Annotated in this window: 22 protein-coding genes; 12 read left to right on the top strand and 10 right to left on the bottom strand. The window is 49.7% G+C overall.

The window, feature by feature from the left end:
* Positions 1-24 precede the first annotated feature (24 nt).
* Complete coding sequence (gene asnS / locus LWL52_RS15145; RefSeq protein WP_242921350.1) at positions 25-1,464, bottom strand: asparagine--tRNA ligase; 1,440 nt, start codon at positions 1,462-1,464, stop codon at positions 25-27.
* Between the two features lie 445 nt (positions 1,465-1,909).
* On the opposite strand from asnS, the gene rpoN reads away from it, so the two are divergent.
* From rpoN to LWL52_RS15125, 4 genes are all read left to right on the top strand, one after another.
* Positions 1,910-3,352, top strand: a complete 1,443-nt coding sequence (gene rpoN / locus LWL52_RS15140; protein WP_242921348.1) for an RNA polymerase factor sigma-54 — start codon at positions 1,910-1,912, stop codon at positions 3,350-3,352.
* Positions 3,353-3,490: 138 nt separating this feature from the next.
* The gene (locus tag LWL52_RS15135) at positions 3,491-4,114 is read left to right on the top strand and encodes a hypothetical protein (RefSeq protein ID WP_242921346.1); all 624 of its coding nucleotides are present in this window, start codon (positions 3,491-3,493) and stop codon (positions 4,112-4,114) included.
* A gap of 61 nt (positions 4,115-4,175) precedes the next feature.
* Positions 4,176-4,958, top strand: coding sequence for an enoyl-CoA hydratase-related protein (locus LWL52_RS15130; protein WP_242921344.1), 783 nt, complete (start codon positions 4,176-4,178; stop codon positions 4,956-4,958).
* Between the two features lie 47 nt (positions 4,959-5,005).
* A complete protein-coding gene (locus LWL52_RS15125; RefSeq protein WP_242921342.1) occupies positions 5,006-5,683 on the top strand; it encodes a 2-C-methyl-D-erythritol 4-phosphate cytidylyltransferase in 678 nt (225 codons plus the stop codon).
* Between the two features lie 1,149 nt (positions 5,684-6,832).
* Here the strand turns inward: LWL52_RS15125 and LWL52_RS15120 are convergent.
* From LWL52_RS15120 to LWL52_RS15110, 3 genes are all read right to left on the bottom strand, one after another.
* Complete coding sequence (locus tag LWL52_RS15120; protein WP_242921340.1) at positions 6,833-7,555, bottom strand: ABC transporter ATP-binding protein; 723 nt, start codon at positions 7,553-7,555, stop codon at positions 6,833-6,835.
* Positions 7,556-7,650: 95 nt separating this feature from the next.
* Positions 7,651-7,872 (bottom strand): DUF2795 domain-containing protein, encoded by a 222-nt coding sequence (locus LWL52_RS15115; RefSeq protein ID WP_242921338.1) that lies wholly within the window; start codon positions 7,870-7,872, stop codon positions 7,651-7,653.
* Between the two features lie 342 nt (positions 7,873-8,214).
* Positions 8,215-9,528, bottom strand: a complete 1,314-nt coding sequence (locus LWL52_RS15110) for a DUF349 domain-containing protein (RefSeq protein ID WP_242921336.1) — start codon at positions 9,526-9,528, stop codon at positions 8,215-8,217.
* Between the two features lie 359 nt (positions 9,529-9,887).
* Here LWL52_RS15110 and ettA point away from each other — a divergent pair, with 359 nt between their 5' ends.
* Positions 9,888-11,558 (top strand): energy-dependent translational throttle protein EttA, encoded by a 1,671-nt coding sequence (gene ettA, locus LWL52_RS15105; protein WP_242921335.1) that lies wholly within the window; start codon positions 9,888-9,890, stop codon positions 11,556-11,558.
* Between the two features lie 677 nt (positions 11,559-12,235).
* Here the strand turns inward: ettA and LWL52_RS15100 are convergent.
* Positions 12,236-13,753 carry a serine hydrolase gene (locus LWL52_RS15100; RefSeq protein WP_242921334.1) on the bottom strand — a complete coding sequence of 506 codons (1,518 nt, stop codon included), beginning with the start codon at positions 13,751-13,753 and terminating at the stop codon, positions 12,236-12,238.
* 368 nt (positions 13,754-14,121) lie between these two features.
* Here LWL52_RS15100 and LWL52_RS15095 point away from each other — a divergent pair, with 368 nt between their 5' ends.
* Positions 14,122-15,225 (top strand): alkaline phosphatase family protein, encoded by a 1,104-nt coding sequence (locus LWL52_RS15095; protein WP_242921333.1) that lies wholly within the window; start codon positions 14,122-14,124, stop codon positions 15,223-15,225.
* Between the two features lie 70 nt (positions 15,226-15,295).
* On the opposite strand, the gene LWL52_RS15090 is transcribed toward LWL52_RS15095, so the two are convergent.
* Positions 15,296-16,267, bottom strand: coding sequence for a zinc dependent phospholipase C family protein (locus LWL52_RS15090; protein ID WP_242921332.1), 972 nt, complete (start codon positions 16,265-16,267; stop codon positions 15,296-15,298).
* 167 nt (positions 16,268-16,434) lie between these two features.
* Between LWL52_RS15090 and LWL52_RS15085 the strand changes: the two genes are divergently transcribed.
* Together LWL52_RS15085 and LWL52_RS15080 are read left to right on the top strand one after the other, a co-directional pair.
* On the top strand, positions 16,435-17,679 hold the full coding sequence (locus tag LWL52_RS15085) for a DUF2254 domain-containing protein (RefSeq protein ID WP_242921331.1): 1,245 nt from the start codon (positions 16,435-16,437) through the stop codon (positions 17,677-17,679).
* Between the two features lie 101 nt (positions 17,680-17,780).
* Positions 17,781-18,308: a DUF421 domain-containing protein gene (locus LWL52_RS15080; RefSeq protein WP_242921330.1), complete on the top strand. Its 528-nt coding sequence runs from the start codon at positions 17,781-17,783 to the stop codon at positions 18,306-18,308.
* 37 nt (positions 18,309-18,345) lie between these two features.
* On the opposite strand, the gene LWL52_RS15075 is transcribed toward LWL52_RS15080, so the two are convergent.
* Positions 18,346-18,807 (bottom strand): DUF421 domain-containing protein, encoded by a 462-nt coding sequence (locus LWL52_RS15075; protein WP_242921329.1) that lies wholly within the window; start codon positions 18,805-18,807, stop codon positions 18,346-18,348.
* Between the two features lie 11 nt (positions 18,808-18,818).
* Positions 18,819-19,313 carry a hypothetical protein gene (locus LWL52_RS15070; protein ID WP_242921328.1) on the bottom strand — a complete coding sequence of 165 codons (495 nt, stop codon included), beginning with the start codon at positions 19,311-19,313 and terminating at the stop codon, positions 18,819-18,821.
* A 308-nt stretch (positions 19,314-19,621) separates the two neighbouring features.
* On the opposite strand from LWL52_RS15070, the gene LWL52_RS15065 reads away from it, so the two are divergent.
* The 4 genes from LWL52_RS15065 (at position 19,622) to LWL52_RS15050 (ending at position 23,573) form a co-directional block, all read left to right on the top strand.
* Positions 19,622-20,620, top strand: a complete 999-nt coding sequence (locus tag LWL52_RS15065; RefSeq protein ID WP_242921327.1) for a hypothetical protein — start codon at positions 19,622-19,624, stop codon at positions 20,618-20,620.
* A 95-nt stretch (positions 20,621-20,715) separates the two neighbouring features.
* Positions 20,716-22,368, top strand: coding sequence for a S41 family peptidase (locus tag LWL52_RS15060; RefSeq protein WP_242921326.1), 1,653 nt, complete (start codon positions 20,716-20,718; stop codon positions 22,366-22,368).
* Positions 22,369-22,495: 127 nt separating this feature from the next.
* Entirely contained in the window at positions 22,496-23,125 is a 630-nt protein-coding gene (locus tag LWL52_RS15055) for a tetratricopeptide repeat protein (protein ID WP_242921325.1), read from the top strand.
* Positions 23,126-23,222: 97 nt separating this feature from the next.
* Positions 23,223-23,573, top strand: a complete 351-nt coding sequence (locus tag LWL52_RS15050; RefSeq protein WP_242921324.1) for a VOC family protein — start codon at positions 23,223-23,225, stop codon at positions 23,571-23,573.
* 248 nt (positions 23,574-23,821) lie between these two features.
* On the opposite strand, the gene def is transcribed toward LWL52_RS15050, so the two are convergent.
* The gene (gene def, locus LWL52_RS15045; RefSeq protein WP_242921322.1) at positions 23,822-24,391 is read right to left on the bottom strand and encodes a peptide deformylase; all 570 of its coding nucleotides are present in this window, start codon (positions 24,389-24,391) and stop codon (positions 23,822-23,824) included.
* A complete protein-coding gene (gene ruvX / locus LWL52_RS15040; RefSeq protein WP_242921321.1) occupies positions 24,388-24,804 on the bottom strand; it encodes a Holliday junction resolvase RuvX in 417 nt (138 codons plus the stop codon). Before ruvX ends, def begins: the two co-directional genes overlap by 4 nt.
* Positions 24,805-24,901 lie beyond the last annotated feature (97 nt).

The following is a 24,901-nucleotide window of genomic DNA, read 5'->3' as shown; positions in this document are numbered from 1 at the left end:
ATGTAAGTATAAAGGGCGCTTTTGTTAAAACTCTGCGTTCTGCGGCGTTCTTGGGAAAGGGATCACATCGCGGATGTTGCCCATACCGGTTACAAACTGCACCATGCGCTCAAAGCCCAGGCCAAAGCCGGCATGCGGACAGCCCCCGAATCGGCGCGTATCCAGGTACCACCACAGGTCTTCTTCGTGTATGCCCACGCCTTTCATGCGCTCCACCAGAATCTCCAGGCGCTCCTCGCGCTGCGAGCCGCCCACAATTTCGCCAATGCCCGGCGCCAGGATGTCCATGGCCGCTACGGTTTTGCCGTCGTCGTTCAGGCGCATGTAAAAGGCCTTGATATCTTTCGGATAATCCGTTACAATCACCGGCTTTTTGAAATGCTTTTCTACCAGGTAGCGCTCGTGCTCGCTCTGCAGGTCCACGCCCCAGCTTACCTCGTACTGGAACTTCTTCTTTTTATAATGATTGGAGTTCACCAGTATCTCGATCGCCTCGGTGTAGGTTACACGCTCAAAGTCGTTGTTCACTACAAACTCGAGTTTCTCGAGCAAGCTCATTTCCTGGCGGTCCTGCTGCGGCTTGCTCTTGTCTTCCTCTTCCAGTCGCTGGCCCAGGAACGCGATGTCGTCGCGGTTGTTTTCCAGCGCATAGCGAATGATATACTTGATAAACTCCTCGGCCAGGTCAGCGTTCATCTGCAGGTCGTAGAAGGCCATTTCCGGCTCGATCATCCAGAACTCGGCCAGGTGACGGGTGGTGTTGGAGTTCTCGGCCCGGAACGTGGGACCGAATGTATAAATATCGCTGAAAGCCATGGCCGCCAACTCGCCTTCCAGCTGCCCCGATACGGTAAGGTTGGTGGCTTTACCAAAGAAGTCCTCGGCATAGTTCACGCTGCCGTCCTCGTTGCGGGGCGGGTTGATGGGGTCCAGGGTGGTTACGCGGAACATCTCGCCGGCGCCTTCGGCATCCGATGCCGTTACGATAGGCGTGTGCATGTATACGAAGCCTTTCTCGTTGAAAAACTTATGCACGGCAAAGGCCAGCGTGTTGCGCACCCGGAACACGGCACCAAAGGTGTTGGTGCGGAAGCGCAGGTGGGCGATCTCGCGCAGGAACTCGAGCGAGTGGGCTTTTTTCTGCAGCGGGTATGTTTCCGGATCGGCTTTGCCCAGCACCTCGATGCGGGTGGCCTGTACTTCAAACGCCTGTCCTTTGCCCTGCGAGGCAACCAGTTCGCCCGTAATAGCCACGGCAGCGCCGGTGGTCACGTCTTTCAGGGCTTCTTCGCTGAACTTGTCGGCCTCGGCCACCACCTGCAGGTTGTGTATCGTGGAGCCGTCGTTTACGGCGATAAAGGTTACATACTTGTTGCCGCGCTTGGTGCGCACCCAGCCTTTCAGCAATACCTCTTTGCCTTCCTCGGCCCCTGCTAATAACTCTTTTACTTTTGTGCGTTGCATGTGTATGGTTGTTAGTACCCCCCGGTCAGGAATAAAAAAGCAAGTATAAACAGCAGGTATAAACAAGGCTATCAGGCCTTTGTCCATCCTTGCCCTGGTTCGCTTCCTTTATACTTGCGGTTATCCGTTTGCCTGCAAACGTTGAAGGTACAGATTATTATTAAAGGTATACATTAATACGATGCGGCGTGCTTCTGCCGTAAACCCGGTGCCTGGCTGCCGGCTATACTTTAAAAGGCCGCCGGGCGTTTTAACAGACAACAGGTGCCTTGTTGTTGCTCCCGGATTTATAAAGTTACGAAACCGGCAGGTTATACATAAACTGCTGGCGGCCTTTTCTTAAAATCCCCCAAAGTAACGATATTTTAACCTTTTTTGTAAATGCAAGTAAAATTATCCTAAATTTGAAGGTGCACCAAAAAGCACGTAATTCAGTTTAAACCCTATGCAGCGACTCGATTTAAGGCAACTCTTATCCCAGAAGTTATCGCCGCAGCAGATACAATTTATCAAGCTGCTCCAGATACCTACGGCCGAGTTGGAGATGCGCATAAAAGAGGAAATGGAGATCAATCCGGCCCTAGAAGAAGGCCGCGAAGAATCGGCCGAAGAGTATAGCGACAGCGACGATTACGAGGGCGAAGAGGAGTATGGCAAGAACGAGGACCTCGACATAAACGATTACCTGAACGACGACGAGATCAGCGGCTATAAAATGCAGGGCGACCGGGGTGGCGACGAAGAAGAGCGCGACATGCCCATTGCCATGACTACGTCGCTCACCGATTCGCTGCTGGACCAGCTGGGCTTCCTGGACCTGGACGACCGGCAGTATAATATCGGCATGCAGCTGATCGGCAGCATCGACAACGACGGCTACATCCGGCGCGACATGCGGGCCATTGCCAACGACCTGGCTTTTTCGCAAAACATCGAAACCTCGGAGGAGGAGATTGAGCAGGTGCTGCACATGATCCAGACCTTCGACCCGGCCGGCATCGCGGCCCGTGACCTGCCCGAGTGCCTGTTGCTGCAGCTTCACCGCCGCGAGCAGGACCAGACCACGATCCTGGCCGAGCGCATCCTGGAAGAAGCCTTTGACGAGTTCACTAAAAAACATTATCAAAAGATCCAGTCCCGCTTCAACATTTCGGAAGAGGAGCTGAAGAAGGCAGTGGATGTGATTATCCGGCTGAACCCCAAACCGGGTGGTGCCGGTGCCGGGCTAACGCGCGTGCAATATATCATCCCTGATTTTATACTTACTAATACCAACGGCGAGCTGCAGCTTTCGCTCAACTCGCGCAATGCGCCGGACCTGCGTATCAGCCGCTCCTACGCCGACATGTTCGATGCCTACGACAAGTCCGACAAGAAGGACAAAAAGCTGAAGGAGACGGTTACGTTTGTAAAGCAGAAGTTGGATGCGGCCAAGTGGTTTATCGATGCCATCCGCCAGCGCCAGAATACGCTGCTGCGCACCATGGAGGCCATTATCAAGTATCAGCACAATTTCTTTCTGGAAGGCGATGAAAGCGAGCTGCGCCCGATGATCCTGAAAGATATTGCCGAAGAAATCGGCATGGACATTAGCACGGTGAGTCGTGTAGCCAATAGCAAGGCCGTGCAGACTGAGTTTGGTATTTACCCGCTTAAATACTTTTTCTCCGAAGGCATTGCCACCGACTCGGGCGAGGACGCCAGCAGCCGCGAAGTAAAGCACATCCTTAAAGAGATCATCGAGGGAGAAAGCAAGCGCAAGCCTTTATCGGACGAAAAGATCGAGCAGATCCTCAACGAGAAAGGTTACAACATAGCCCGCCGCACGGTGGCCAAATACCGCGAGCAGCTCAACATTCCAGTAGCCCGCCTCCGCAAGGAGCTTTAATTTGATTGTTAAATTGTTGATTGTTGTATTGCTGATCGTGTAGTATAAGAGCTGGACTGGTCGCGTTTATACCTATTATATTAATTTTTTAACTTCCCGACTTTTTAACTTTCTAACTCTCTAACTTTTAACTCCCACGTGAGCCGTTCTCTTGCGCAGGTGCTGTCGGTTGTGTTGCACCCGCTGCTGCTGCCGACCTACCTTTTTGCCGTGGTCCTTTTCTACATGCCCGAGTCGCTGCTCTCGCTCAACGTCAGAGGCCGCTGGCTTATACTGGGCATGCTTTTCTTTACCACCTTTGTTATTCCGGGTGTGGGGGCTTACGTAATGGTGCGCACCGGCCAGCTGGACTCCATGGAGATGGACCGCCGCGAACAGCGCCGGCTGCCGCTGTTGTTTACCGGCGTGTGCTACGCCCTGACGACCTACCTGCTGCGCCGTGAAACCACGTTTGATTCCGTCTTTTATATCATCATGCTGGTGGTAACAGCCTCGGTTTTCCTGACCTGGTTTATCTCCCTTTTCTGGAAAGTGAGCGCCCATAGCGTGGGTGTGGGCGGTTGCCTGGGTTTGCTGCTGCTGCTCAACAGGCTCGCGCCGGAGGCCATGCTCGTTTTCCCGATTGCTATAGCGGTGTTTCTGGCAGGAGCGGTGCTGTCGGCGCGCCTGGCGCTGCACAAGCACACGCCGGCCCAGGTATACACCGGCTTTGCCAGCGGGCTGCTGCTGGCGCTGGCCGCTGCTTTCACTATGGCTTTGTAGCGGGCTGCTTGCCAAACGCAGGCGTTTTCGTAACTTTGATTGTTACCAAAACCCGGACGCAATGACCTACGAGTGTTTACTATATACTGTGCAGGATGGCGTGGCCACCATTACCCTGAACAGGCCCGATGTTTTCAATGCCTTTAACGACCAGCAAAGCTACGACCTGCAGGATGCCCTCAAGCAGGTAAGCCGCGATAATACGGTGCGCGTAGTGGTGCTCACAGGAGCTGGCAAAGCGTTTTGCTCGGGCCAGGATCTGAAAGCTATTGCCGGCGCCAGCAAACGCGACCTTTCGGAGTCGCTGGAGAAGCGCTACAACCCCATCATTCGTGCCATGCGCAACCTGCCTAAGCCTATTATCTGCAAGCTTAACGGCGTGGCGGCCGGCGCGGGCTGCTCGCTGGCCCTGGCCTGCGACCTGGTGGTGGCCTCATCGGCTGCAAGTATGATCGAGGTGTTTGTGAATGTAGGGCTGGTACTGGACTCAGGTTCATCCTTCTTTCTGCCACGCGCTGTGGGCTCCCTCAAAGCGTTTGAATTGAGTACGCTGGGCAGCAAAGTATCGGCAGAGGAGGCGCTGCAGCTGGGTATGGTGAACAAAGTGGTGGCCCCCGAAGAACTGGATGCGGCTGTGGCCGAACTGGCTGCCCGTTATGCAACAAGCCCTACCAAAGCCATCGGGCTAATGAAGAAGATGCTCAACAAATCGTTTCATTCTACTTTGGATGAGATGCTGGACTACGAAGCACAATGCCAGAAAATAGCCGGCAATTCCGACGATTACAAAGAAGGCGTGACTGCTTTTAACGAGAAGCGCAAACCGCAATTTAAAGGCCAATAAGCCTGACGCTACCTGAAACCCGAACCTCAGCAATGACACTTGCCGCTATGGATCAACTCCCGGAGTATGCTATTATTGTGGCCGGCGGCAGCGGCAGCCGCATGCAGCACACCCTGCCCAAGCAGTTTATCGAAGTAGCCGGCAAACCCGTGCTGATGCACACCATCGCGCAATTTTATAAGTATAACCCCGACCTGCGGCTGATCGTGGTGTTGCCGGAGCAGCAACTAAGCACCTGGCGCGACCTATGCCGCAAACACCGTTTCGAGTTGTTCCATATGGTGGTGCTGGGCGGCGCCACCCGCTTTGGCTCTGTTAAAAATGGATTGGATGCTGTACAAGGCGAGGCGTTAGTGGCCGTGCACGACGGCGTGCGCCCCTTTGTGGAGGTGGCTACGATAAAAACAGCCTACGAAGCGGCAGCCACGTTTGGCAGCGCCGTGGTCGCTGTGTCGCCGAAAGACTCTATCCGGGAGCTGACACCCCAGGGAAGCCGGGCTGTGAAGCGCGACCAATACAAGCTGGTGCAAACCCCGCAGTGCTTCCGGGCAAGTATCCTTCGGCGGGCGTATGAGCAGCCGGAACAGGCACACTTTACCGACGATGCCTCGGTGGTGGAAAGTATAGGGGAGGAGATTACGCTGGTGGAAGGAAGCTACCGCAACATCAAGATCACCACCCCCGAGGATCTTATACTTGCCGAAGCCTTTGCCAGAGAGATTTAGGCTGCAGAAGGATAGAGCAGGCTTTCGCTAGCTTCCGGAACAGCCGGTCTATTAGCTAAGTAGATTTGTAGTATACACTGTCCAACCACCTCTCAGCGCTGTGCCTGCTTGCTTAAGACTCACTTTCTCGCTAGTTTAAGGAGGGATTTGTTTTAGCTACTGGTGAAATATAGGCTGCGAAGTACCGGGTCCAACCACCCCTACCCCTCCTTATCCAAGGAGGGGAGCCAGTTCTGGCTGCTTGGGAAGTATAAGCTTTGTTGTTGCTATGCAGTTGCGAAAAGCGTCATACTCTTCCGTGTTGTCATCTCGACGTAAGGAGAGATCTGTTCAAAATACTTTCATGATCTCTGCTGTTTCGGATTTGCAATCCACTGGTGTGCTTCGAGTTAAGGCTCTTTCCAGGCGGATTACAAATCCGCGGTTACTCTTCTTTCGGATTACAAATTCAAAATAGCCGTTGCTGTTTGCCAAGTATAAACATCGCCCTACCCCCTTCAAAGGGGGACTTTCTAGGCTGCTGGAGGATGAACAGAATGCTTGCGTAGCGAATGCTTCATCTCCCATCCACCAAGATCCTTTCAGGATGACAAAAAAGAATAGGCCAGGAGAGAAGGTTTATACTTCAGCTATACTTTCATAGCAGCTGCCATTGCGCGGACAGGTCGCGACCTGTCCCTACAAGATTCAAGTTGCATAGTGAAAGACAGCCGCTATCGAGCTGATCCCAGTCCTTGGGTTGAGCGCCTCGAGAGTTTCCGGTACCACGCGAGTGGCAGCCGTTAGGCAGGAAACGAAAGCAGCGCGATGCCCGAGGACGAGCCCTCGCGGGCTTGGAGCACTCCAAAGTATAAGATGAAATAATGCAAGTATAAGACTGAGGAAGAAAAGCGGCTACAAAGTATAGCCAAAGGATTAAATGGAGGAAGAAAAGCTACTACCAAGTATAGCGGAATATTTAACTAAATACCAACTGCTACCAAGTATAACAGCAAGTATAAGCCAGCATATTAAACTCAGGCCACTGAATATAGTAGCAAGTATAAAACGGAAGATCAGAAGCAGCTATAAAGAAAGGCTTCATTCAAATAAAAGAAGGCGGATAGCAAAGTATACACAGCAGCAAGTATAAAATCTAAGCACAAACCGCTACACCAGCTGCCGCCCTGCTTCCAGGTAAGCCTGGTTTTGCTGTACCGCCTCCGGGGAGATGGGTTCAAGGATGGGACTTGGTTTGGAGAGGTTGAGCAGGTAACCCTGCAGGTGCATCAGGTTTTGCAGGTCGTGGGTGATGCAGAGGATGGTTTTATGCTGTTGCAGCACCCAGTTTTGCAGTAGCCGGAATACCTGGTTTTTATAGTATACGTCCAACTGCTGGGTGGGCTCGTCCAACAGACTAATATCGGCATCCTGCAGCATCAGTTGCGCCAGCCACACCAGTTGCTGCTCGCCGCCCGAAAGCGTGGTGAAGTCCTGGTCCTGCAGGTGCGAGAGCTGCAGCTGGGCCAGGGTTTGCGTAGCTAAGGTATAATCTGCCACATCGTAATTCTCGAAAAAGCGCTTTTTCCGGAACAAGCCCATCACCACCAGGTCCAGCACCTTTATCGGAAAGTTAACCGTGTTTTTCTGGGGAAGGTAGCTCAAAATGCCTTTGGCGGCCGGGTTGGAAAGATGCCTGAGGTCCTGGCCCTGCACCAGCAGTTGCCCCTGGTAAGGTACCTTTTGCTGAAACGCTTTGAAGAGCGTGGTTTTGCCGGCGCCATTGTGCCCGATCACCGCTACAAAGGCCGGGGCGGGTATTAAAAAAGAAAGGTTGCGAATCAGGACACGCTGTCCATAACCCGCAACCAGATTATTTGCTTCTACGATCAAAGTCAGAGCAATTAAAAATTAGAGATTCAAAATTAGAAAAGGGAGTATCCTCCGGGAGCAATTTCTAACTTCTAATTCATAATTTCTAATTATCCTTAGTACTCGTCTTCGTTGAACATAAAATCTTCTTTGGTCGGATAGTCAGGCCAGATCTCTTCGATGCTCTCGTAAGGTTGTCCGTCGTCTTCCAGGGCTTGCAGGTTTTCTACAACTTCCATAGGGGCGCCAGAGCGGATAGAGTAATCAATCAGCTCATCTTTCGTGGCTGGCCAGGGTGCGTCCTCCAGGTATGAAGCTAATTCCAGTGTCCAGTACATAGTATGTTTCTCCTTTAAATATTTGGCAATTAAAATGGGTTTGCAAAAGTAGGAATAAATATAAAAACTAAAATTTTTATCGAATAAAAATTGCTTTTTTTGTCTGTTTTTACCAACACAACGCAAACAAACTGTAAATGTTCAGAAAGGTAAGAATTATTTTCAGGGCTGTAACATGAGTTACATGAAGCGTGCCAGATACTAAAAAAGCGCCTGTCACAATCGTAACAGGCGCTTTTTGGCGTACAAACCGCTTCTTGTATTTCGTTAAGGGTTGCTGCCTTTTATGGCTGGCGCACCCTTCTTGCTGCAAACCACACTAACGGAGGTGTCTTTTATATTTTACTTGTTGCTAGTGCTTAGCTGCCCTTTAAAGGTTTCGATCAGCTCCTGTTTGGTGTTGATCTTGCGGTTAAAGTTGCGGATCTTGCCCTGCAGCATGCTGCGGAAAGTTTCGTTGCCTGGCGCGTCGCTTAACTTGCCTAGGTTCGATTCCAGCACTTCCAGCTCGGTTTTATCAGACTTTATAAAGTCTTTCAACGCGTTGATGCGTGCCTGCAAACCATCTGATTCGCTCAGTTCCTCGCCGTTTGCCTGCTGGCGCTTGCGGATATAGTGTTCGAGGCTGCTTGTTTCAAAAACCTTATCGCAGGCTTTGATAAAGCGCTCCCAGATCATATCGGAAACAGTCTGGCTTACCGGCCCTACTTTTTTCCACTCGGCCTGCAGCTCCTTGGCCCGCTTCACGGCATCGCCCAGGTTATGGTGCTGCAGCAGCTGCTCGGCTTCGTGCACCAGTTCCTTTTTGCGCTCGTAATTTGTTTCGTAGTATTTGTCCCTGGATTCGGTTTTCTCGTTGTCGATCTTCTTCTTCAGGCGCTCAAAAAAGTGGTTGTGCGCCTTCCGGAACTCGGTCCAGAGGCGGCTGGTGGTCTTGCGGGGCAGGTTGCCGCCCACTTCTTTCCACTGGTTCTGCAGCTGCTTTAGCTTGGCGGTGGTTGCCTCCCATTCATCCGAGTTCTGCAGGGCCACCGACTGGGCGATCAGATCGCGGTATTTATCGAAGGTGCGGTTCAGCATCTGCTTCTTATCCTCGAAGAAATTCTTCTTGCGCTCAAAGAAAAGTTCTACAGCAGCTCTGAAACGCTCTTCTGTTTCCTCAGTAAGCTCTTTGTCTACCGGGCCGGTTTTAATCCAGTTGGCACGCAGCTCTTTCAGCTTTTCTGTGGTCTCTTTCCAGTCTATGCTATCCTGCAGCGCTTCGGCTTCCTGAATCAGGGCAACCTTAATGCTCAGGTTCTTCTCACGGTTTTGTTTGATGGTCTCGTTGATGTCTTCTTCGGCCTGGCGCAACGTATGAAAAACCTGCTCAAAATGGCCGAGCGCGTCAAAATTGCCCACCTGTTCTTTCATGTGCAGCACCTTCATCAGAAAAGAGCCTTTGTTGTCGGAGGTTGCGATACGCTCCAGCAGGTTGTTCACCTTGGCCTGGAACATGTCGAAACGCTTGGCAAAGTAAACCAGCGAATCCTCCTCAGACTCCTTTACGTCGCCTACCTGCCGGGCGGGGTAGCTCATGAAGGGTTTCAGCCACACCTGCTGGTCCTGAATAAAGCCATATTTTCTGGCTTCTTCCAATAGATCGTTGTTTTCCATTTATTGGATGGGTTATGGGTCGTAAATTAGAGTAAGGTAGCAAATAAAACTAACTTTAGCATACGCACGCTTTGCCTGCTGCGTTAAACGCGGCCATCGCGCCAACTCGTAGCGCAACGGTAGTAGCGGCTGCCGGGTGTCAAAATCAGTTCGGGCCAACTATCCCCAATACAGTTTTTTTACAAGTTTAATGATTTAAGCGCAATTTTGTGACGCGTTAATGCATGAATTTTTACGATATTTGTATTTGATTACAAAATAATTAGCCCGCTGCTACTTTATAGCCCTGTGGCTGAAGGTGGCACGTAAGCCAACTTGATTTTGTTACAAAAGATTAACAGAACACGATAAACAAGCATATGAGTAGCGAAACTATTATTTTTTCGATGGCTGGGGTAAGCAAGATCTACCCTCCAAAGAAACAAGTACTGAAAAATATCTACCTGTCGTTTTTTTACGGCGCCAAAATTGGCGTACTGGGCCTCAACGGCTCGGGTAAATCCAGCTTACTGAAGATCATTGCCGGTGTGGACAAGGAGTTCCTGGGCGAGGTAGTATGGTCGCCGGGCTACACGGTGGGCTACCTGGAGCAGGAGCCTCAGCTGGACCCGACCAAAACTGTGCGCCAGGTGGTGGAAGAGGGCGTAAGCGAAGTGGTGGCTTTGTTGAAGGAATTCGACGAGATCAACATGAAGTTTGCCGAGGAGATGACCGACGACGCCATGAACAAGCTCATCGAACGGCAAGGCGAGGTGCAGGAAAAACTGGACCAGCTTAACGCCTGGGAGCTGGATAACCGCCTGGAGCGTGCCATGGATGCGCTGCGCACGCCACCCGAAGATGCGCTGATTGCTAACCTGTCGGGTGGCGAGAAGCGCCGCGTGGCCCTGTGCCGCCTGCTCTTGCAGGAGCCGGACGTGTTGCTACTGGACGAGCCGACCAACCACCTCGACGCCGAGTCGGTGGACTGGCTGGAGCAGCACCTGCAGCAATACAAGGGCACCGTGATCGCTGTTACCCACGACCGTTACTTCCTCGACAATGTGGCCGGCTGGATACTGGAACTGGACCGTGGCGAAGGCATTCCGTGGAAAGGCAACTATAGCAGTTGGTTGGAGCAGAAGTCTACCCGACTGGCAGCAGAAGAGAAAACCGAAAGCAAGCGCCAGAAAACCCTGCAGCGTGAGCTGGAATGGGTGAAGATGGCTCCCAAAGCCCGTCATGCCAAATCCAAGGCGCGTATCAGCCAGTATGATAAACTGGCCAGCGAAGAATCGGCCAAGAAGGAAGAGAAACTGGAGCTGTTCATTCCGGACGGCCCGCGTTTGGGCGCCCAGGTAATCGAGGTGAATAACGTGAGCAAGGCTTACGGCGATAAGCTGTTGTTCGAAGATCTGAGTTTTGCCCTGCCGCAGGGAGGCATTGTGGGCATCATCGGCCCGAACGGTGCCGGTAAAACCACGCTCTTCAAGCTCATCACCGGACAGGAGAAACCTGACAATGGTGACTTTACGGTGGGCTCTACCGTGCAGATCTCGTACGTAGACCAGGAGCATGCCCGCCTGGACCCGAGCAAATCTGTTTTCGAGGTGATCTCGGGCGGAACGGAGCACATGATGATGGCCGGCCGCCAGGTGGTGTCACGCGCTTATGTGAGCAAGTTTAACTTTTCAGGCGGCGACCAGGAGAAGAAAGTAGAGAAGCTGTCGGGTGGGGAGCGCAACCGCGTGCACCTGGCCATGACGCTGAAAGAAGGCGGTAACCTGCTGCTGCTCGATGAGCCTACCAACGATCTGGACGTAAATGCGATCCGCGCCTTGGAAGATGCCCTGGAGAACTTTGCCGGTTGCGCCGTGATCATTTCGCACGACCGCTGGTTCCTGGACCGTATCTGCACGCACATTCTCGCGTTTGAAGGCGACTCGCAGGTATACTGGTTTGAAGGCAACTACAGCGAATACGAAGAGAACAAGAAGAAGCGCCTGGGCGACATGGAGCCTAAGCGTATCCGGTACAAGAAACTGGTGTAAGTTTTAATTACGAATTACAGCTTTTAAATATCAAAAGGCCCGCTTCCGTTTGGCAGCGGGCTTTTTGTTTGCTGCCCGAGCTGTATCCGGATAGATGCTGGGGCAGGTTAACTCCGATGCCGGCCAGGGCCAGTGGGTAAACCCCGTGAAACCGGCCAGTGGCCACCTCTCCATGAGCAAACCGAAAATAGCCTGCTTGCGCAGAAGTAGGGGCGACTCTCTTTGATAGGAAGTACAGTTTAAAAGTGTGAATACGGATATAAAAAATTGTACAATATAATGTATTTTGCTGCGAGCTTTAAATTGGAGCTTTACAGGATGCTGGCAGCTGCTATTGCAATAGCATTATAGCACTGAAATGGAGCGGAAATATTTTGGTTGTACTATAACCCACTTCGTTCTTGCCCTCGTATAACAACATAAGCACTTGATGGCTAATAAGTTATTTTGTCACTTAATGTAACTATACGATGAAAAAAATTTACTCTCACAGCGAGGAAGCCGCATATTGGATCATTGCAGCTTATTTCGCAACAGTAAGTACCATTACTTACTTAATAGCCTAACTAAATAGGATGACCACCGGGAAAAGGCCGTACCAGGTACGGCCTTTTGTATGCAGGTAGGTTTTTACAGCAATAGCAGCAGCAAGTGTTTCTTTTGAGAAGAGGAGACAGTTACTGCTGCTTTATTTTTTCAAACTTCAGCTCTTCAAAGTTAAAGTCAGGGTTGTCCGAATCTAGCCGCATGGCTTCAATCTTGCCATCTTCACCGGTCAGGAAGCGCACGTTGGTCGGGTGCAGTAGGGCATAATCCGTTTTCCAGTCCAGGTTAAAGATATCGTGTTGCCAGTAGCTGAGCGTGCCTCCCAGGGTTGGCGCCGGTGCCAGTTGCAGTTCCAGCTTTTTGCCGTTCAAAGTAATGGTGGCATCGCCGTAAAGCGGGCTGTGGTAGGTGCCGGCATACTCCGATAAGTCGCGGGTGAGTTTGCTCTTGCGGGCCTTTTTCTCTTTCGGCGCATTGCGTAGCTCCGCTTCCTTTTCTTTTTTGGCAGCTTCCTGTGCGTCCAGGGCAAAGCGGCTCCAATCGCGCCCGTTTTTGATGCCCAGGAATTGGTCTACCGTATAGTTGGCCAGGGGCGACATGATGCTGCTCATACTATTGGTCAGGATCACAATGCCCAGGTTTTCTTCAGGCACCAGCACCGTGCGGCTGTTCATACCTTCGTGGCCACCGCCATGCGCTACCAGCTTGCGGCCTTCGTAGTCGGAGAGCATCCAGCCCAGGCCGGCAGCAGAGAAATGCGTGGAAGGCGTTACCTCTTCTGATTTTTTAGATACCGGGAAAGGATTGTGGGCGTTCCACATGTTGCGGCTCACGTCCTCGCTGAAGATCTTCTTGCCTTTGTAGGTACCGCGGCCCAGTTGCAGGCGCAGCCACTGGGCATCCTGGTTTACGCTGGTGAAAATGCCTGCGGCCGGGTTCCAGTTGTCCCAGGCGGTAAACTTGGTAGGGTAAGGTTTGCCGTCTGCATCAAAGCCGTGCGGCGTGGCCACGTTGTCTACGCCTTTCAGGGCATTCACCGAAGTATAGGTCCGGGTCATGCCCAGGGGCTGCAGAAAGCGAGTGGCGATAAAGTTCTCCCAGGTGGTGCCCGAAACGGCCGCGATCACTTCGCCGGCGGTAATAAACATGAGGTTAGAGTAGCCGTAGCCATTGCGGAAGCCATACGCCGGCTCCAGGTAGCGCATGCGCCGGATGATCTCGGGGCGGCTGTAGGTGGTGTTGTACCAGAGCAGGTCGCCGGCATACGTTTGGAAACCTACGCGGTGGCACAGCAGGTCTTCGATGGTCAGGTTTTCGGTTACGTAAGGGTTGTAGAGCTGCAGGTAAGGCAGGTATTTCTGTACCGGGTCGTTCCATTTCAGCTTGCCCTCGTCTACCAGAATGCCCAGCGCTGCGGCAGTATAGGCTTTGGTGTTGGAGGCAATCCCAAACAGGGTGTTGGCATCTACGGCGCCGCCGGTTTTGAGGTCTTTTACGCCGTAGCCTTTCGCAAACACGATCGAATCGTCTTTTACGATGGCAATGGCCATACCCGGCACATTCCAGTCTTTCAGGGCTTTCTGGTAATAAGCATCCAGGCGGGCAAAATCAACCGTGGTTTTGGTTTGCGCTCCTGCCTGGTATTGCATGCAGACAGCAAGCAAAAGGAGGAGGGAGCGGAGAGAAAAGAGAGAAAAAGATTTTGTCATCAGAGGTCAGAAGTTTGTGGTACGGCAAGTTACTTATTTTTGAAGTGCCGGAAAACCCAGGCGCCGTATGGATCTTAGTATACTTGCCTGCTTCCGTTTATACTTGTAAGAGGTAAAGCGTACAGCAAAATGGCCTGCAAGTGTGCGGTGTGTTTGCGATCTTTTGGTAGGTTTCCTGTTGCTTTTAAGTACATGAGAAAGTCGGTTTACCGGCAGGCAGCGCATCACGACCGGCTCTTTATACCAGGCAGGTATACCTGAAAGTAATTTCTTATACTTGCCTTTCCAATACAATATTAGCTCATACCATGAAACTCCTACAGAAACTCAGCCTGATTCTTTTCCTTTCTTTTACCGGCATGCAGGCAGGTGCCGCACAGCAGATAGAAAATATCGTGGTGCTCACCACCGACGGCCTGCGGTGGCAGGAAGTATACCAGGGTATGGACCCGGTGCTGGCGGCCGACAAAGAGTATAATCAGGGTGATAGCGCCGGCATTGCTGCCAAATACTGGGCCCCTGATCCGATGCAGCGGCGGGCTAAACTGTTGCCTTTTATGTGGCAATATGTGGCGCAGCATGGGCAACTGTACGGCAACAGGGCTTTGGGCAACAAGGTAAACGTCGCCAATCCGCACCGGATCTCGTCACCGGGCTACAGCGAGATATTTACCGGCTTTGTGTCGCCTGATCTTACGTCTAATGCGCTTGTAAATAACCCGGCTACCAATGTGCTGGAGTTCATCAACCAACAGGCCGGGTTTAAAGGCAAAGTAGCGGCATTTGGTGCCTGGGAAGCATTTTCGTACATCCTCAACGAGCCAAGAAGCGGTGTGCCCGTGGTAGCTGCTTTTGAGCCAACCGGTGGCCCGCAACCAACCCCCCGGGAGCAGCTCCTCAACCAGATGCTGTGCCAGTCTTTTAAGCCCTGGGGGCAGCACGAGTGCCTGGATGTGTTTACGCACCATGCGGCCATGGAACATCTTAAAGAGCGAAAGCCGCGTGTTTTATACATTGCTTATGGCGAAACCGACGAATTTGCCCACGCCGGCGAGTACAAACATTACCTGAATGCGGCCCATCAGTTTGACGAGTATGTGAAAGCTATCTGGACCTATATCCAAAGCAACGACAGGTATAAAAATAAAACGCTGCTGTTCATCACCACCGACCATGGCCGGGGCGACAAAGTAAAAAGCGAGTGGACCAGCCACGGCAGCCAGGTAGCCGGAGCAGAAGAAATATGGTTTGCGGTGCTCGGCCCCACCATCAGGCCCACCGGCGAGGTAAAGGAAGCAGCCACATTATACCAGAAACAGTTTGCGCAGACGCTTGCCGGGTTGCTGGGCCTGCAGTTTAAAGCCGCGCACAATGTAGCGGAAAGCATAAAAATACCAGTAAACAAGAAATAGCATTGTGGCCGCGGCAGGAAGTATAGCAAGTATAAAGTTGCAAGTATAAACCTGCCGGGCTTCCTCTTCCTTACTCATCGCCTTCTGGCCGGACTTTGTGCGAACCGGTTTCGTACACCTTTTTCTCCAGCTCCAGGCGCCGGAGCTCTTCTGCCGACAAAGGGCGGGTGATTTTGCGCAGGTCGGGCTGGCCGGCATCCACCCAGGCCGTGTACCAGTAGCTGGCCACCGTACGGATGGCCAGGCGCATCTGCCGCTCTACTTGCCCGTTCAAGCGCTTTTGATAGGCATCAGAAAAGGCCCGCGCGTATACTTTTGTGGTGAGATTGTTGCGTACTTCAAAGCTATACTTCTTGTCTTCAGCAAAGGCCCTGCTTAAGTCCCGCTCAAATGCAAGCACCGAGTCCAGGGCCAGGTGGGCGCTGGCTACCAGGTCCCAGGCTTTTAGCTGCGGCCGCTCCAGGTATGTGGCCTGGCCCACAAAAAAGTCGTAACTGCCGGCGTATAGTTCCGGCAACCGCGACTCCCAGAAGCCATGTATGCCGCGTTGCCCGGTCAGCTGCCCGTTATAGTTCTGTGTGGTGTGCAGCGGCACGCAGGCATCGGCCACATAATGCCCCAGCTCGGTGGACAGGCGCAGGATCCGGTCCAGGTTATGGTCTTTAAAAGCCTGCGTAAGCTGGTACTTCATCAGGTTAATATGCCAGGGCACAATGCCATAGGCCTGCAGCGTATCCTCGCCATACTTCTTCACGGCCTGTGGCCAGTAGCGGGGCATTTTATACAGGGCGCTGTCGCCGTATACATCCAGGTCGATGTAGTGCCGGGGTGCCTCGCCGGCTACGGCATAGCGACGCTTGTCGGGGTTCACCGCATTTTCGGTGATGTAGCGGATGTGGTTTTTGTAGAACCCGATCATCTCGGGCGGCAGGGCAAACACCGCTAGGTGGTTGATGCGCTGGTGCGCAAAAAAGCCCCAGGCAAAGCTGCGGAACGGGAGCAGCAGGAGTATCAGCAAGATCGCTTTGCATTTTGGGGCCATACAGCCTCATACGTAGCCACGCTGATTTGGTAAAACGCAGGAATAAGTGCTAGTAAAGGCTGCTGGAATATGGCTTTACTCAACTGCTTTTGTAGCAATTGCTGGTTTTGCCGTAGGTATAACCAGGCAGGGGGCGGGTGGCGGCATATAAACTTGAATGATACAGTATGAAAGGAAGGTTAAGAAAATGGATACGGCAGTTTTACAACAACCTGGTAAACAGCATTGCTTTTTACCCCGCCATTATTGCCATCTGCTTCCTGGTCTTATCGTATGTGCTGCTTTACATTGATTTTTCGCCTTTGGGCAAGAGCATCAAGAGCCGCTGGGATTTTATAAGCCTGAGAGATGCCAGCACGGCCAGGACCATTGCCGCCACCATTGCCGCCGGCGTGCTTTCGCTTACTGTTTTCAGCTTTTCGATGGTGATGATCCTGCTCAACCAGGCGGCCTCCAACCTGAGCAACCGCGTGCTTGATAGTATGATCGGGAACCGGTTTCAGCAGTGGGTGCTTGGCTTTTACATTGGCACCATTGTGTATGCCTTGTTCCTGCTGAGCACCATCCGTGATATCGATTCCGGCATCATGGTGCCGGCGCTCAGCGTGTACCTGCTCATTCTTTTCACTATCGGCGATATTTTCCTGTTCATTTACTTTCTGCACTATATCACCCAAAGTGTCAAGTATGAGACTATCATCAGGCGCATCTATCAGGCCACAATGGCTGAACTGGAAAGGCAGTGCCAGGAAAAAGAAAGAACGCGGGCACTACCCGGAAACCCGGTCAGCTCATCGGTGATGCTGTTTGCGCCCGTGTCGGGCTATTTCCAGGGCTTTAACAAACACGGGCTGCTGGAGGTGTGCAGGGCGCAGAACTGGCTGCTGCACTTTTGCTATCCTGCAGGCACTTATTTGTTGCGGGGAACAGCTTTTGTAGCAGTAGAAGCGGCAGAAGAACTGACGCAGGAGCAGCGGGAGCAACTGCATACGTACATTAACTTTTATGATGGTGAGCCGATTGAAAAGAGTGCCTTCTACGGCTTTAAGCAATTGGTGGAGGTGGCTGTAAAAGCCCTGAGTCCCGGCATAAACGATCCGGGCACGGCTGTGCTCAGCCTGCATGCCCTGGCCGATCTGCTTGCTTTCCGGCTCACGCACTTTCCCGAAGCTGCCTTATCCGACGATGAGGGCGTGCTGCGCATTATCACCAGCGAATACACCTTTCCGGAAATGTTTGAGCGCTGCATCCTGCCCATCTGGGACTATGGCAAAGAAGATCGCCTGTTAAGGCTGCAGCTGCAACAGGTGTTGCAACAGTTGCAGGCCCTTAGCTCCTCCGAACTAAACGCCAGCGTGATCAGGGAAATGCAGCAGCAAGTAAACGCAGCCATCGCCCGGCACATAGCCTGAGAAGTGCTATCCACAAGGTATGCTGATTCGGGTAAGTATAAAGTATAAGCACTGCGGGCGTTTGCCTGCGGGAACTAATTTTTCACCGATATATTTTTCAAATGGATAAACTGTTATTTAGTAGCATAGAAAGTCTGGAGCGCACGCTCATCATTGGCCTTATGGCTTACCTCGTGTTGGTGATCCAGCTGCGGATCTCGGGTAAGCGGACGCTCTCCAAAATGAACTCCTTTGATTTTATCGTTACCATTGCGCTGGGCTCTACACTGGCCACGGTACTGCTTTCGAAAGATGTGCCGCTGTTGGATGGGATAGCCGCATTTGCGCTGCTGATCTTTTTGCAGTATGTCATTACCTGGGGATCGGTTCGGTCTAAAAAGCTAAGCAGCCTGGTGAAAGCAACACCGACACTCCTTTTATACCAGGGCACGTTTCTGTGGGATGCAATGAAAACGGAACGGATTACCCGTGAAGAGATACTGGCTGCCATACGTAGTAAAGGCATCGGCACGGTAGAAGAAGTAGGCGCCGTTATCCTGGAAACAGAAGGCAGCATCAGCGTGATTCGCGAACTGGCCGATGGGAAAGAAAGTTCGGTGCTGCAGGATGTAGAGAAGCCTGCAAGGTAGTGCAGGGGACAGCTGCCTCGTTGCTGCGTACCGCTTGCTACTGACCTAAAGCCTGCTCTGTACGCGGAATAATGGAAATGCTGCCGTCGTTTTCGAGAATCGCATACTTTACCTGTTGCATCGACTCCAGTCCCCGAAGCTTGCGGGCCGATTCCATGATGTCGCCTTCATCTACCCGTACCTTCTCCATCCTGTCTTTTAAAAGCTTCCCGTTATCGACAAGTATGGTCGGGGTGCCATCCAGCACCTTATCCGTGGTTTTAAACTTTTGCTTGACCAGCGACAGAACGATATCTGTAAAAACCAGCGTCGTGATCAGGATAAAGCCGTTCACAAGGGAGAAGTCGTCGGCAAGCAAGGCCTGCTGGGTAGTTTCGCTGATGATAAGCAGCAGCACAAAGTCAAAGGTGGTGGTATCGTGCAGCGACCGTTTTCCGCTCACCTTAAAAATGAGCAGCAGAAAGAAATAGATCGCCAGGCCGCGAATAACTGAATCCATAGCGGGAAGGGTTAAGGATAGATGAATTGATTGATCGTGAGCGTGGTGGCGTTGTCGGACACAACGGTTTGCAGGCTGCCGGCGCCGGCGGGCTCAAAGTAAAAGGTCACCACGGCGCCTTTGCCTTTCACATCGAAGGTGTAGATAATGCCTTCGCTGGTTATTTCTGATTTGGAAGGTTCCGGCACGATCTGCTCGATGCGCGCCTTTTTCAGAAACGTTTTGTTCAGGCTAAGTTGCTGTTCGGGCTGTGGCCGATAGAAGGTAACTTCCATTTTAGAAGGCGCATCCTGCCGCAGAAAGCGGTCGTAGGCTACTTCGAGACCTTCTCCTTGGCTACCGGCTTTTTCCTGGTCTGCGCCAATGCCGCCTCTGCCCAAAAGCCCCAGTACAGCTGCCAGCAAAAACAGAAACATACATACCCAGCCAATGCGCTCAAATGTCCAGAAGCGGCGCTGCAGCGTCATATCCTCGTCTATATCCAGTTCTTTTCTTGGGTGCGCCATACCTGTTTTGTTATATGAAGCTCTTCTATATAGTTAGATGGGTATAAAACGGGAATGGCATTTTAGGGTTGTGCTGGAAGGGAGCTATCAGGTATTGGGCCGGAAGGAGAAGGGGGATTGTTATTGGGGATTAAGTCCTTAAGCCTGGAACCGAAGAATGATGCAACTCTCCGTAGGTTCTTGTATATTGTTTTGTATATATAGAATATCGGATAGTTCGGCTTCGTTTATACTCCTGATTTGGGAGGATAGTAGGAATAGCTTCTGTTGATACTATAGTTAGCGAAAACTTTGGGAATGAGGAAATTATGAAAAGAAGTAGCAAATTATTACTAGGACTAACCTTGCTTCTTTTAGCAATTAGCCAGTCATCATCCGGACAGAGCTTGAAAAATTTAAAACTTGACAATACACTGTCCATTCTAAATGATAGAGCATTCTTTAAATTTCCAACTGCCGCAAAAAATGAAGCTCGGGGAACAGATATAATGTCAGCCGAGCACAACATCAATAAAGAAACTAGAATAGTGCTTGATATTGATGATATGCGACTTGTCTTTTTCGCACAAGAACTTTACAAGATGGGTGACAAAAACCTATTTGCAGAAGTTTCTAAAGAGAAAGGCTTATTAAATTTTAATCGCAAGATACTTACAGATCAAGGTGAAGTTCTTTCTATACTTTCTACCCCTACAGCATTTGATTCGACTAGAAAAGCAATCCTTGTAAATAGTTTGCTGGTCAAAACGCAAGACAATTCAATCTTTCAAATCAATGCTTACATCAACCCAGATGCTTATAGGCTAAAAGATGAGTTCGTTAAATTAACAGAGCAGGTTTTTCGAACCATAACGAAAGGTACCAGAGAAAGTAACCTTGCTCAAAGAGAAGAAACCTTGAATATTTTCGGAACTAAGAAAGGATTCAGATTCACGATACCAGAAAAATATACTATAACAATTGATCAAGCATATGATTTTCAGGTTTTTAAATTTAACAAGTTCACGAATTTTAGTGATACAGATTGGACTAGGTTAACAATATATACTGGGAATCATCCAACATACTTTTATAAAAACTATGAACTTGAGGAAAAGTCCTCAAAAAAAGTAACTGGGAAGTTCCTTGATTCTAAAGTTGAATGGCTGACGTTCTACGATTCAGATAATCAGATCTTTCTCAAAGAACAAATTATCCTAAGTGACAAAATTGACAAAGGATTGCTTGTTCATATTGCTATGGTTAGTAATAAAAATATATCTATAGAAGAGCTAACTAAAATAGTAGAGTCAATCCAAATTAAATAAAAGAAAAACATGTGCAACGAATAGTATAAGCATCATGCTACAATCGATGGCCTTGCATGTTGTTTATACTATTCGTTAGCAATAACATCAATTAGATGAAAAACACAATCTTCTTCTTTCTGTCGTTACTCATTGGTTTCAAAACAGCAGTTGCCCAAAACAGCTTATCTGAAACAGAGAAACTTGCGGCAACAGCCAAAGTATGGGGCTTTTTGAAGTATTACCACCCCAATGTTGCTGATGGGAAATATAACTGGGATGAAGAACTATTCAAGGTTTTGCCAAAGGTCAGGGCTGCATCTACGAAAGAAGAATTGTCTCAGGTATATATAGGTTGGTTGGACAACATAGGAAGAGTTAAAGAGTGTAAAAGTTGCAAGCAAAATAACAGCATTGAATATTTTGACAAGAACTTCGATACAAGCTGGATAAGTGATAACCTGGTTTTTACAGCAGAGCTTTCCAAAAGGCTTAGATTTATTGAGCAGAACAGGCATCAGGGGAAAAAGTATTATGTGTCTGCCAGCAAAAAAATTGGCAACATTGAGGTCACCAATGAAATTGACTATAAGGGCATTGACTGGCACGATGAAGACGTAAGGTTACTCTCCTTGTTTCGGTATTGGAATATTATCGAATACTTTTTCCCATACAAGTACCAGACTGACACAAACTGGGATAAAGTTTTGGATAACATGATTCCTAAGTTTCTATACCCTAAAACCGAACTCGAGTATCAGTTGGCAATGCTTGAATTAGTAGTAAGTATCGACGATAGCCACGCAGGATATTTTAATGACATAATAAGTCCCTACTTCGGCCAGTATTGGATTCCTGCACAATTCAAGCTAATGGAACAAAGAGCTATAATCACAGGGCTCTACAATGATTCTTTAGCTAGAATAGACGATATCCGAATTGGCGACGTCATCACCAAAATCAATGGGCAGGAGGTTGAGGGCATTTTTAATGAAAAAGAGAAGTATATAAGCGGCTCTAACATTTCAAGAAAAAGGCTCAATGCATTTCATACTATTTTCAATGCCTCTTCTGACTCAGTCATGATTGAGTTTGTCCGAAATAATCAAACAGCTACTAAAACCATCAGAAGGTATTTAAGAGATGAACTAAACATCAAAGGGAAAGAAGGTGAGAAATTCAAGATCCTTGACGGGAATATCGGCTATGTCAATATGGGTGTGATAGCTCCCAAAGACGTTCCGGAGATAATGGAAGTGCTCAAAAGCACCAAAGCCATCATCTTCGACATCAGAAATTATCCCAAAGGAACTTTATATGCTGTAGCCAATTATATCAGCTCTAAGAGAAATGACTTTTATAAAGTCACTTACCCCGACCTAAGTTATCCTGGGAAATTTATTTGGAGAAAAGGCAGCCAATGCGGGCAAAGTGGTGATTTGAAATATAAAGGCAGAGTTATCTTATTGACAAACGAAAGGGCGCAAAGCCACGCTGAATTTACGATCATGTGTCTGCAAACAGGCGATAACGTAACCACAATTGGAAGCCAGACTTCAGGAGCTGACGGGAATGTTAGTGTTTTTGAAATGGTAGGAGGGTATAAAACAGCTATTACAGGTATTGGCATTTTTTACCCGGACAACACGGAAACACAAAGAAAAGGTGTGAAAATTGATATTGAAGTCAGCCCTACACTTCAAGGCATCAAAGATGGAAGAGATGAAGTACTTGAGAAGGCTGTTGAATTTGTAAATAGTGAAGTATAAATACTGTTGCCAACCACGTCAGCCTATATACTTCGCGCCGGCTCGCCCACTGGCTGTACCAGTACTGTTGATTGTAATAAAAAAACCAAAATGAAGAAAGTTCTACTCTCCGTCTTAGCAGTCGTTGTTGTTTGCACAAGAGAAAAACCAAGTTGAAGAAACATACGCTTATGCACTCCAGCTTTATAAGCAGCAGCAAACTGAAGCCGCTGTCACTGAGTTTGAGAAGGTAATAGCACTAAATCCGAGACACAAAGACGGCATGTACATTTTGGCGGTAATCAACTTTGACCTTGGCAACAAAGAGAAAGCAGTTGACCTTCTGCAAGCTTGCGTTAGACTGCGTGACAGAGACGCAGCTAATCTGTTAAAGGAGCAGTTACAACAGAAGATTGCCTTAGCTGATACAATGCACTTTGAAGATGTGGATTTAGAGCCCAAAGTAGTGGCAAACGCTGTTTCTGAAGATATATTAGACGGCAAAGGTTTGAATAAGAAAATTGAAAAGGCCATACTCCGTGAGCTTAAGAAGTCAAAGGTGCTACGAAAGCAGTTTGAGGCGGGGACCATGCTCCCCCTGTCCTTATACTTCGGCAAGGACGGAAAGCTTAATGCAGAAATATTAGGGCCTAAAAGAAGTGCAGCCTCTCAACAAGAGATAACAGAAGTGTTCAATAGGGCTGTCCAGATTATTCCTGGCAGACATGAAGGGAAAGAAGTTGTTGTTTGGGGCTTGACGCTACCTGTTACCATGTAAAATAACTTCATTCAACACGGCACAGGCTCCATACTTCGGCTGCGCCTCACTCACCTCATGTACCAGCACGTTGTGCGTCATTTTTAAAGCTCTTATAATGAAATTTTTATCTCTTGAGCCATTTGTTCCATCAGGAAGCAATTATGAAAGCTCTAAACAACTTTTCCAGGAATTAGGATTTAAAATAAATTGGGATGCTGGAGATTACACAGGTTTTGAAAGAGACGGCTGCAAATTCATATTGCAGAACTACAACAACAGAGAGTTTGCAGAAAATTTTATGGTAAGTATAAGAATAGATGATGCAGAGGAATTTTATAAGGAAGTAAAAGAAAAACGATTGGAAGAAAAGTTTGCGGTTCGGGTTGCAAAACCTACTGTACAACCCTATGGTAAAGAAGTAAATATCATTGATATTGCCGGAGTATGCTGGCATTTTGTTGAATAAAACGTCGCATACATCCGCTTTAAAAAATAAGGGCTGAAGAGTATCTGCTGAACAAATCAACTTTATTGAACAGCAGGAAGGAAGTAAAGCTTAAATTTGTTAAATACCCTTAGTCCTTAAAGCTGTAAATCGTTACTCATACTTAACACAAAGCAGCTCGCAAGCCCCTGCAAGTATAAAACCCAAACCGCCTGCCACAAAATCTGTAGCAGGCGGTTTGGGTATAAGTATAAATCAGAAGTATACGCCTAGCGCTTTTTGGCTAGCGACGGGAACTTCATCTTGTAGTCGGCATCTACTTCGCCTTTGGTGATTTTAGCCAGCTTGTTTTTGATCAGGCGCTTCTTCAGGCCGTTCAGGTGGTCGGTAAACAGGATGCCTTCCACGTGGTCGTACTCGTGCTGGATCACGCGGGCGTTCATGCCATCGTAGGTGTCTTCGTGTTCGTTCCATTCCTCGTCAAAGTAGCGGATCACGATGCGCTCGGGGCGGTACACCACCTCCCGCACGCCGGGGATGCTCAGGCAGCCTTCCTCAAAGCCCCATTCCTCGCCATCCTCTTCAATGATCTCGGGGTTGATAAATGCCTTTTTCACGCCTTTGCCCTGGTCTTTGTCATCCATCATCGGCTCAGAGTCGATCACGAACAGGCGGATGCTCTTGCTGATCTGCGGGGCAGCCAGCCCTACGCCGTGGGCGTGGTACATGGTGGTATACATGTCTTCTACCAGTTCCTTCAGGTTCGGGAAATCCCGGGCGATATCTGCTGCTGGTTCCTTTAAAACAGGATCGCCGTAAGCGGTAATCGGATAAATCATATAGCTCTGCTTTCTAAATACGATTGTAAAATAAGGGCGGCACTCACCCTGTCTACGGTGCTTTTGTCCTGGCGGGCCTTCTTTTTCAAGCCGCCTGCCAGCATAGCCTGTTGCGCCATTTTAGAGGTAAACCGCTCGTCCACGGTATGCACCGGCATTCCCGGAAATTCCTTCTGCAGCTTGCGCACAAAGCCAATTACGTGCGGCGTAGAATCGGTTGCCTCGTTGGCCAGGTTGCGGGGCATGCCCACTACAAAAGCATCTACGGGCTCGCGCTGCACATACGCCTTTAAAAAGGTTAACACATCTTTGGCATGAACGGTTTCTAGCGGGTTGGCAATTAACTGCAGGGTGTCGGTAGCAGCCAGGCCCACGCGTTTGTTTCCATAATCTATTGCCAGTATTCTGCCCATGTTGCCCGAAGCGTTTAAACTGCAAAGATAGGTATTTAATTGCGGATTGCTTGTTTATGGGTTAGGGGATGTTGTGAAAAGCGCTGAAGACGTATTT

It is taken from the genome of Pontibacter liquoris (assembly GCF_022758235.1).
GTDB classification, from domain to species: domain Bacteria; phylum Bacteroidota; class Bacteroidia; order Cytophagales; family Hymenobacteraceae; genus Pontibacter; species Pontibacter liquoris.
Note: the sequence above shows the minus strand (reverse complement) of the source record. Positions and strands in the feature narration are given on the sequence as shown.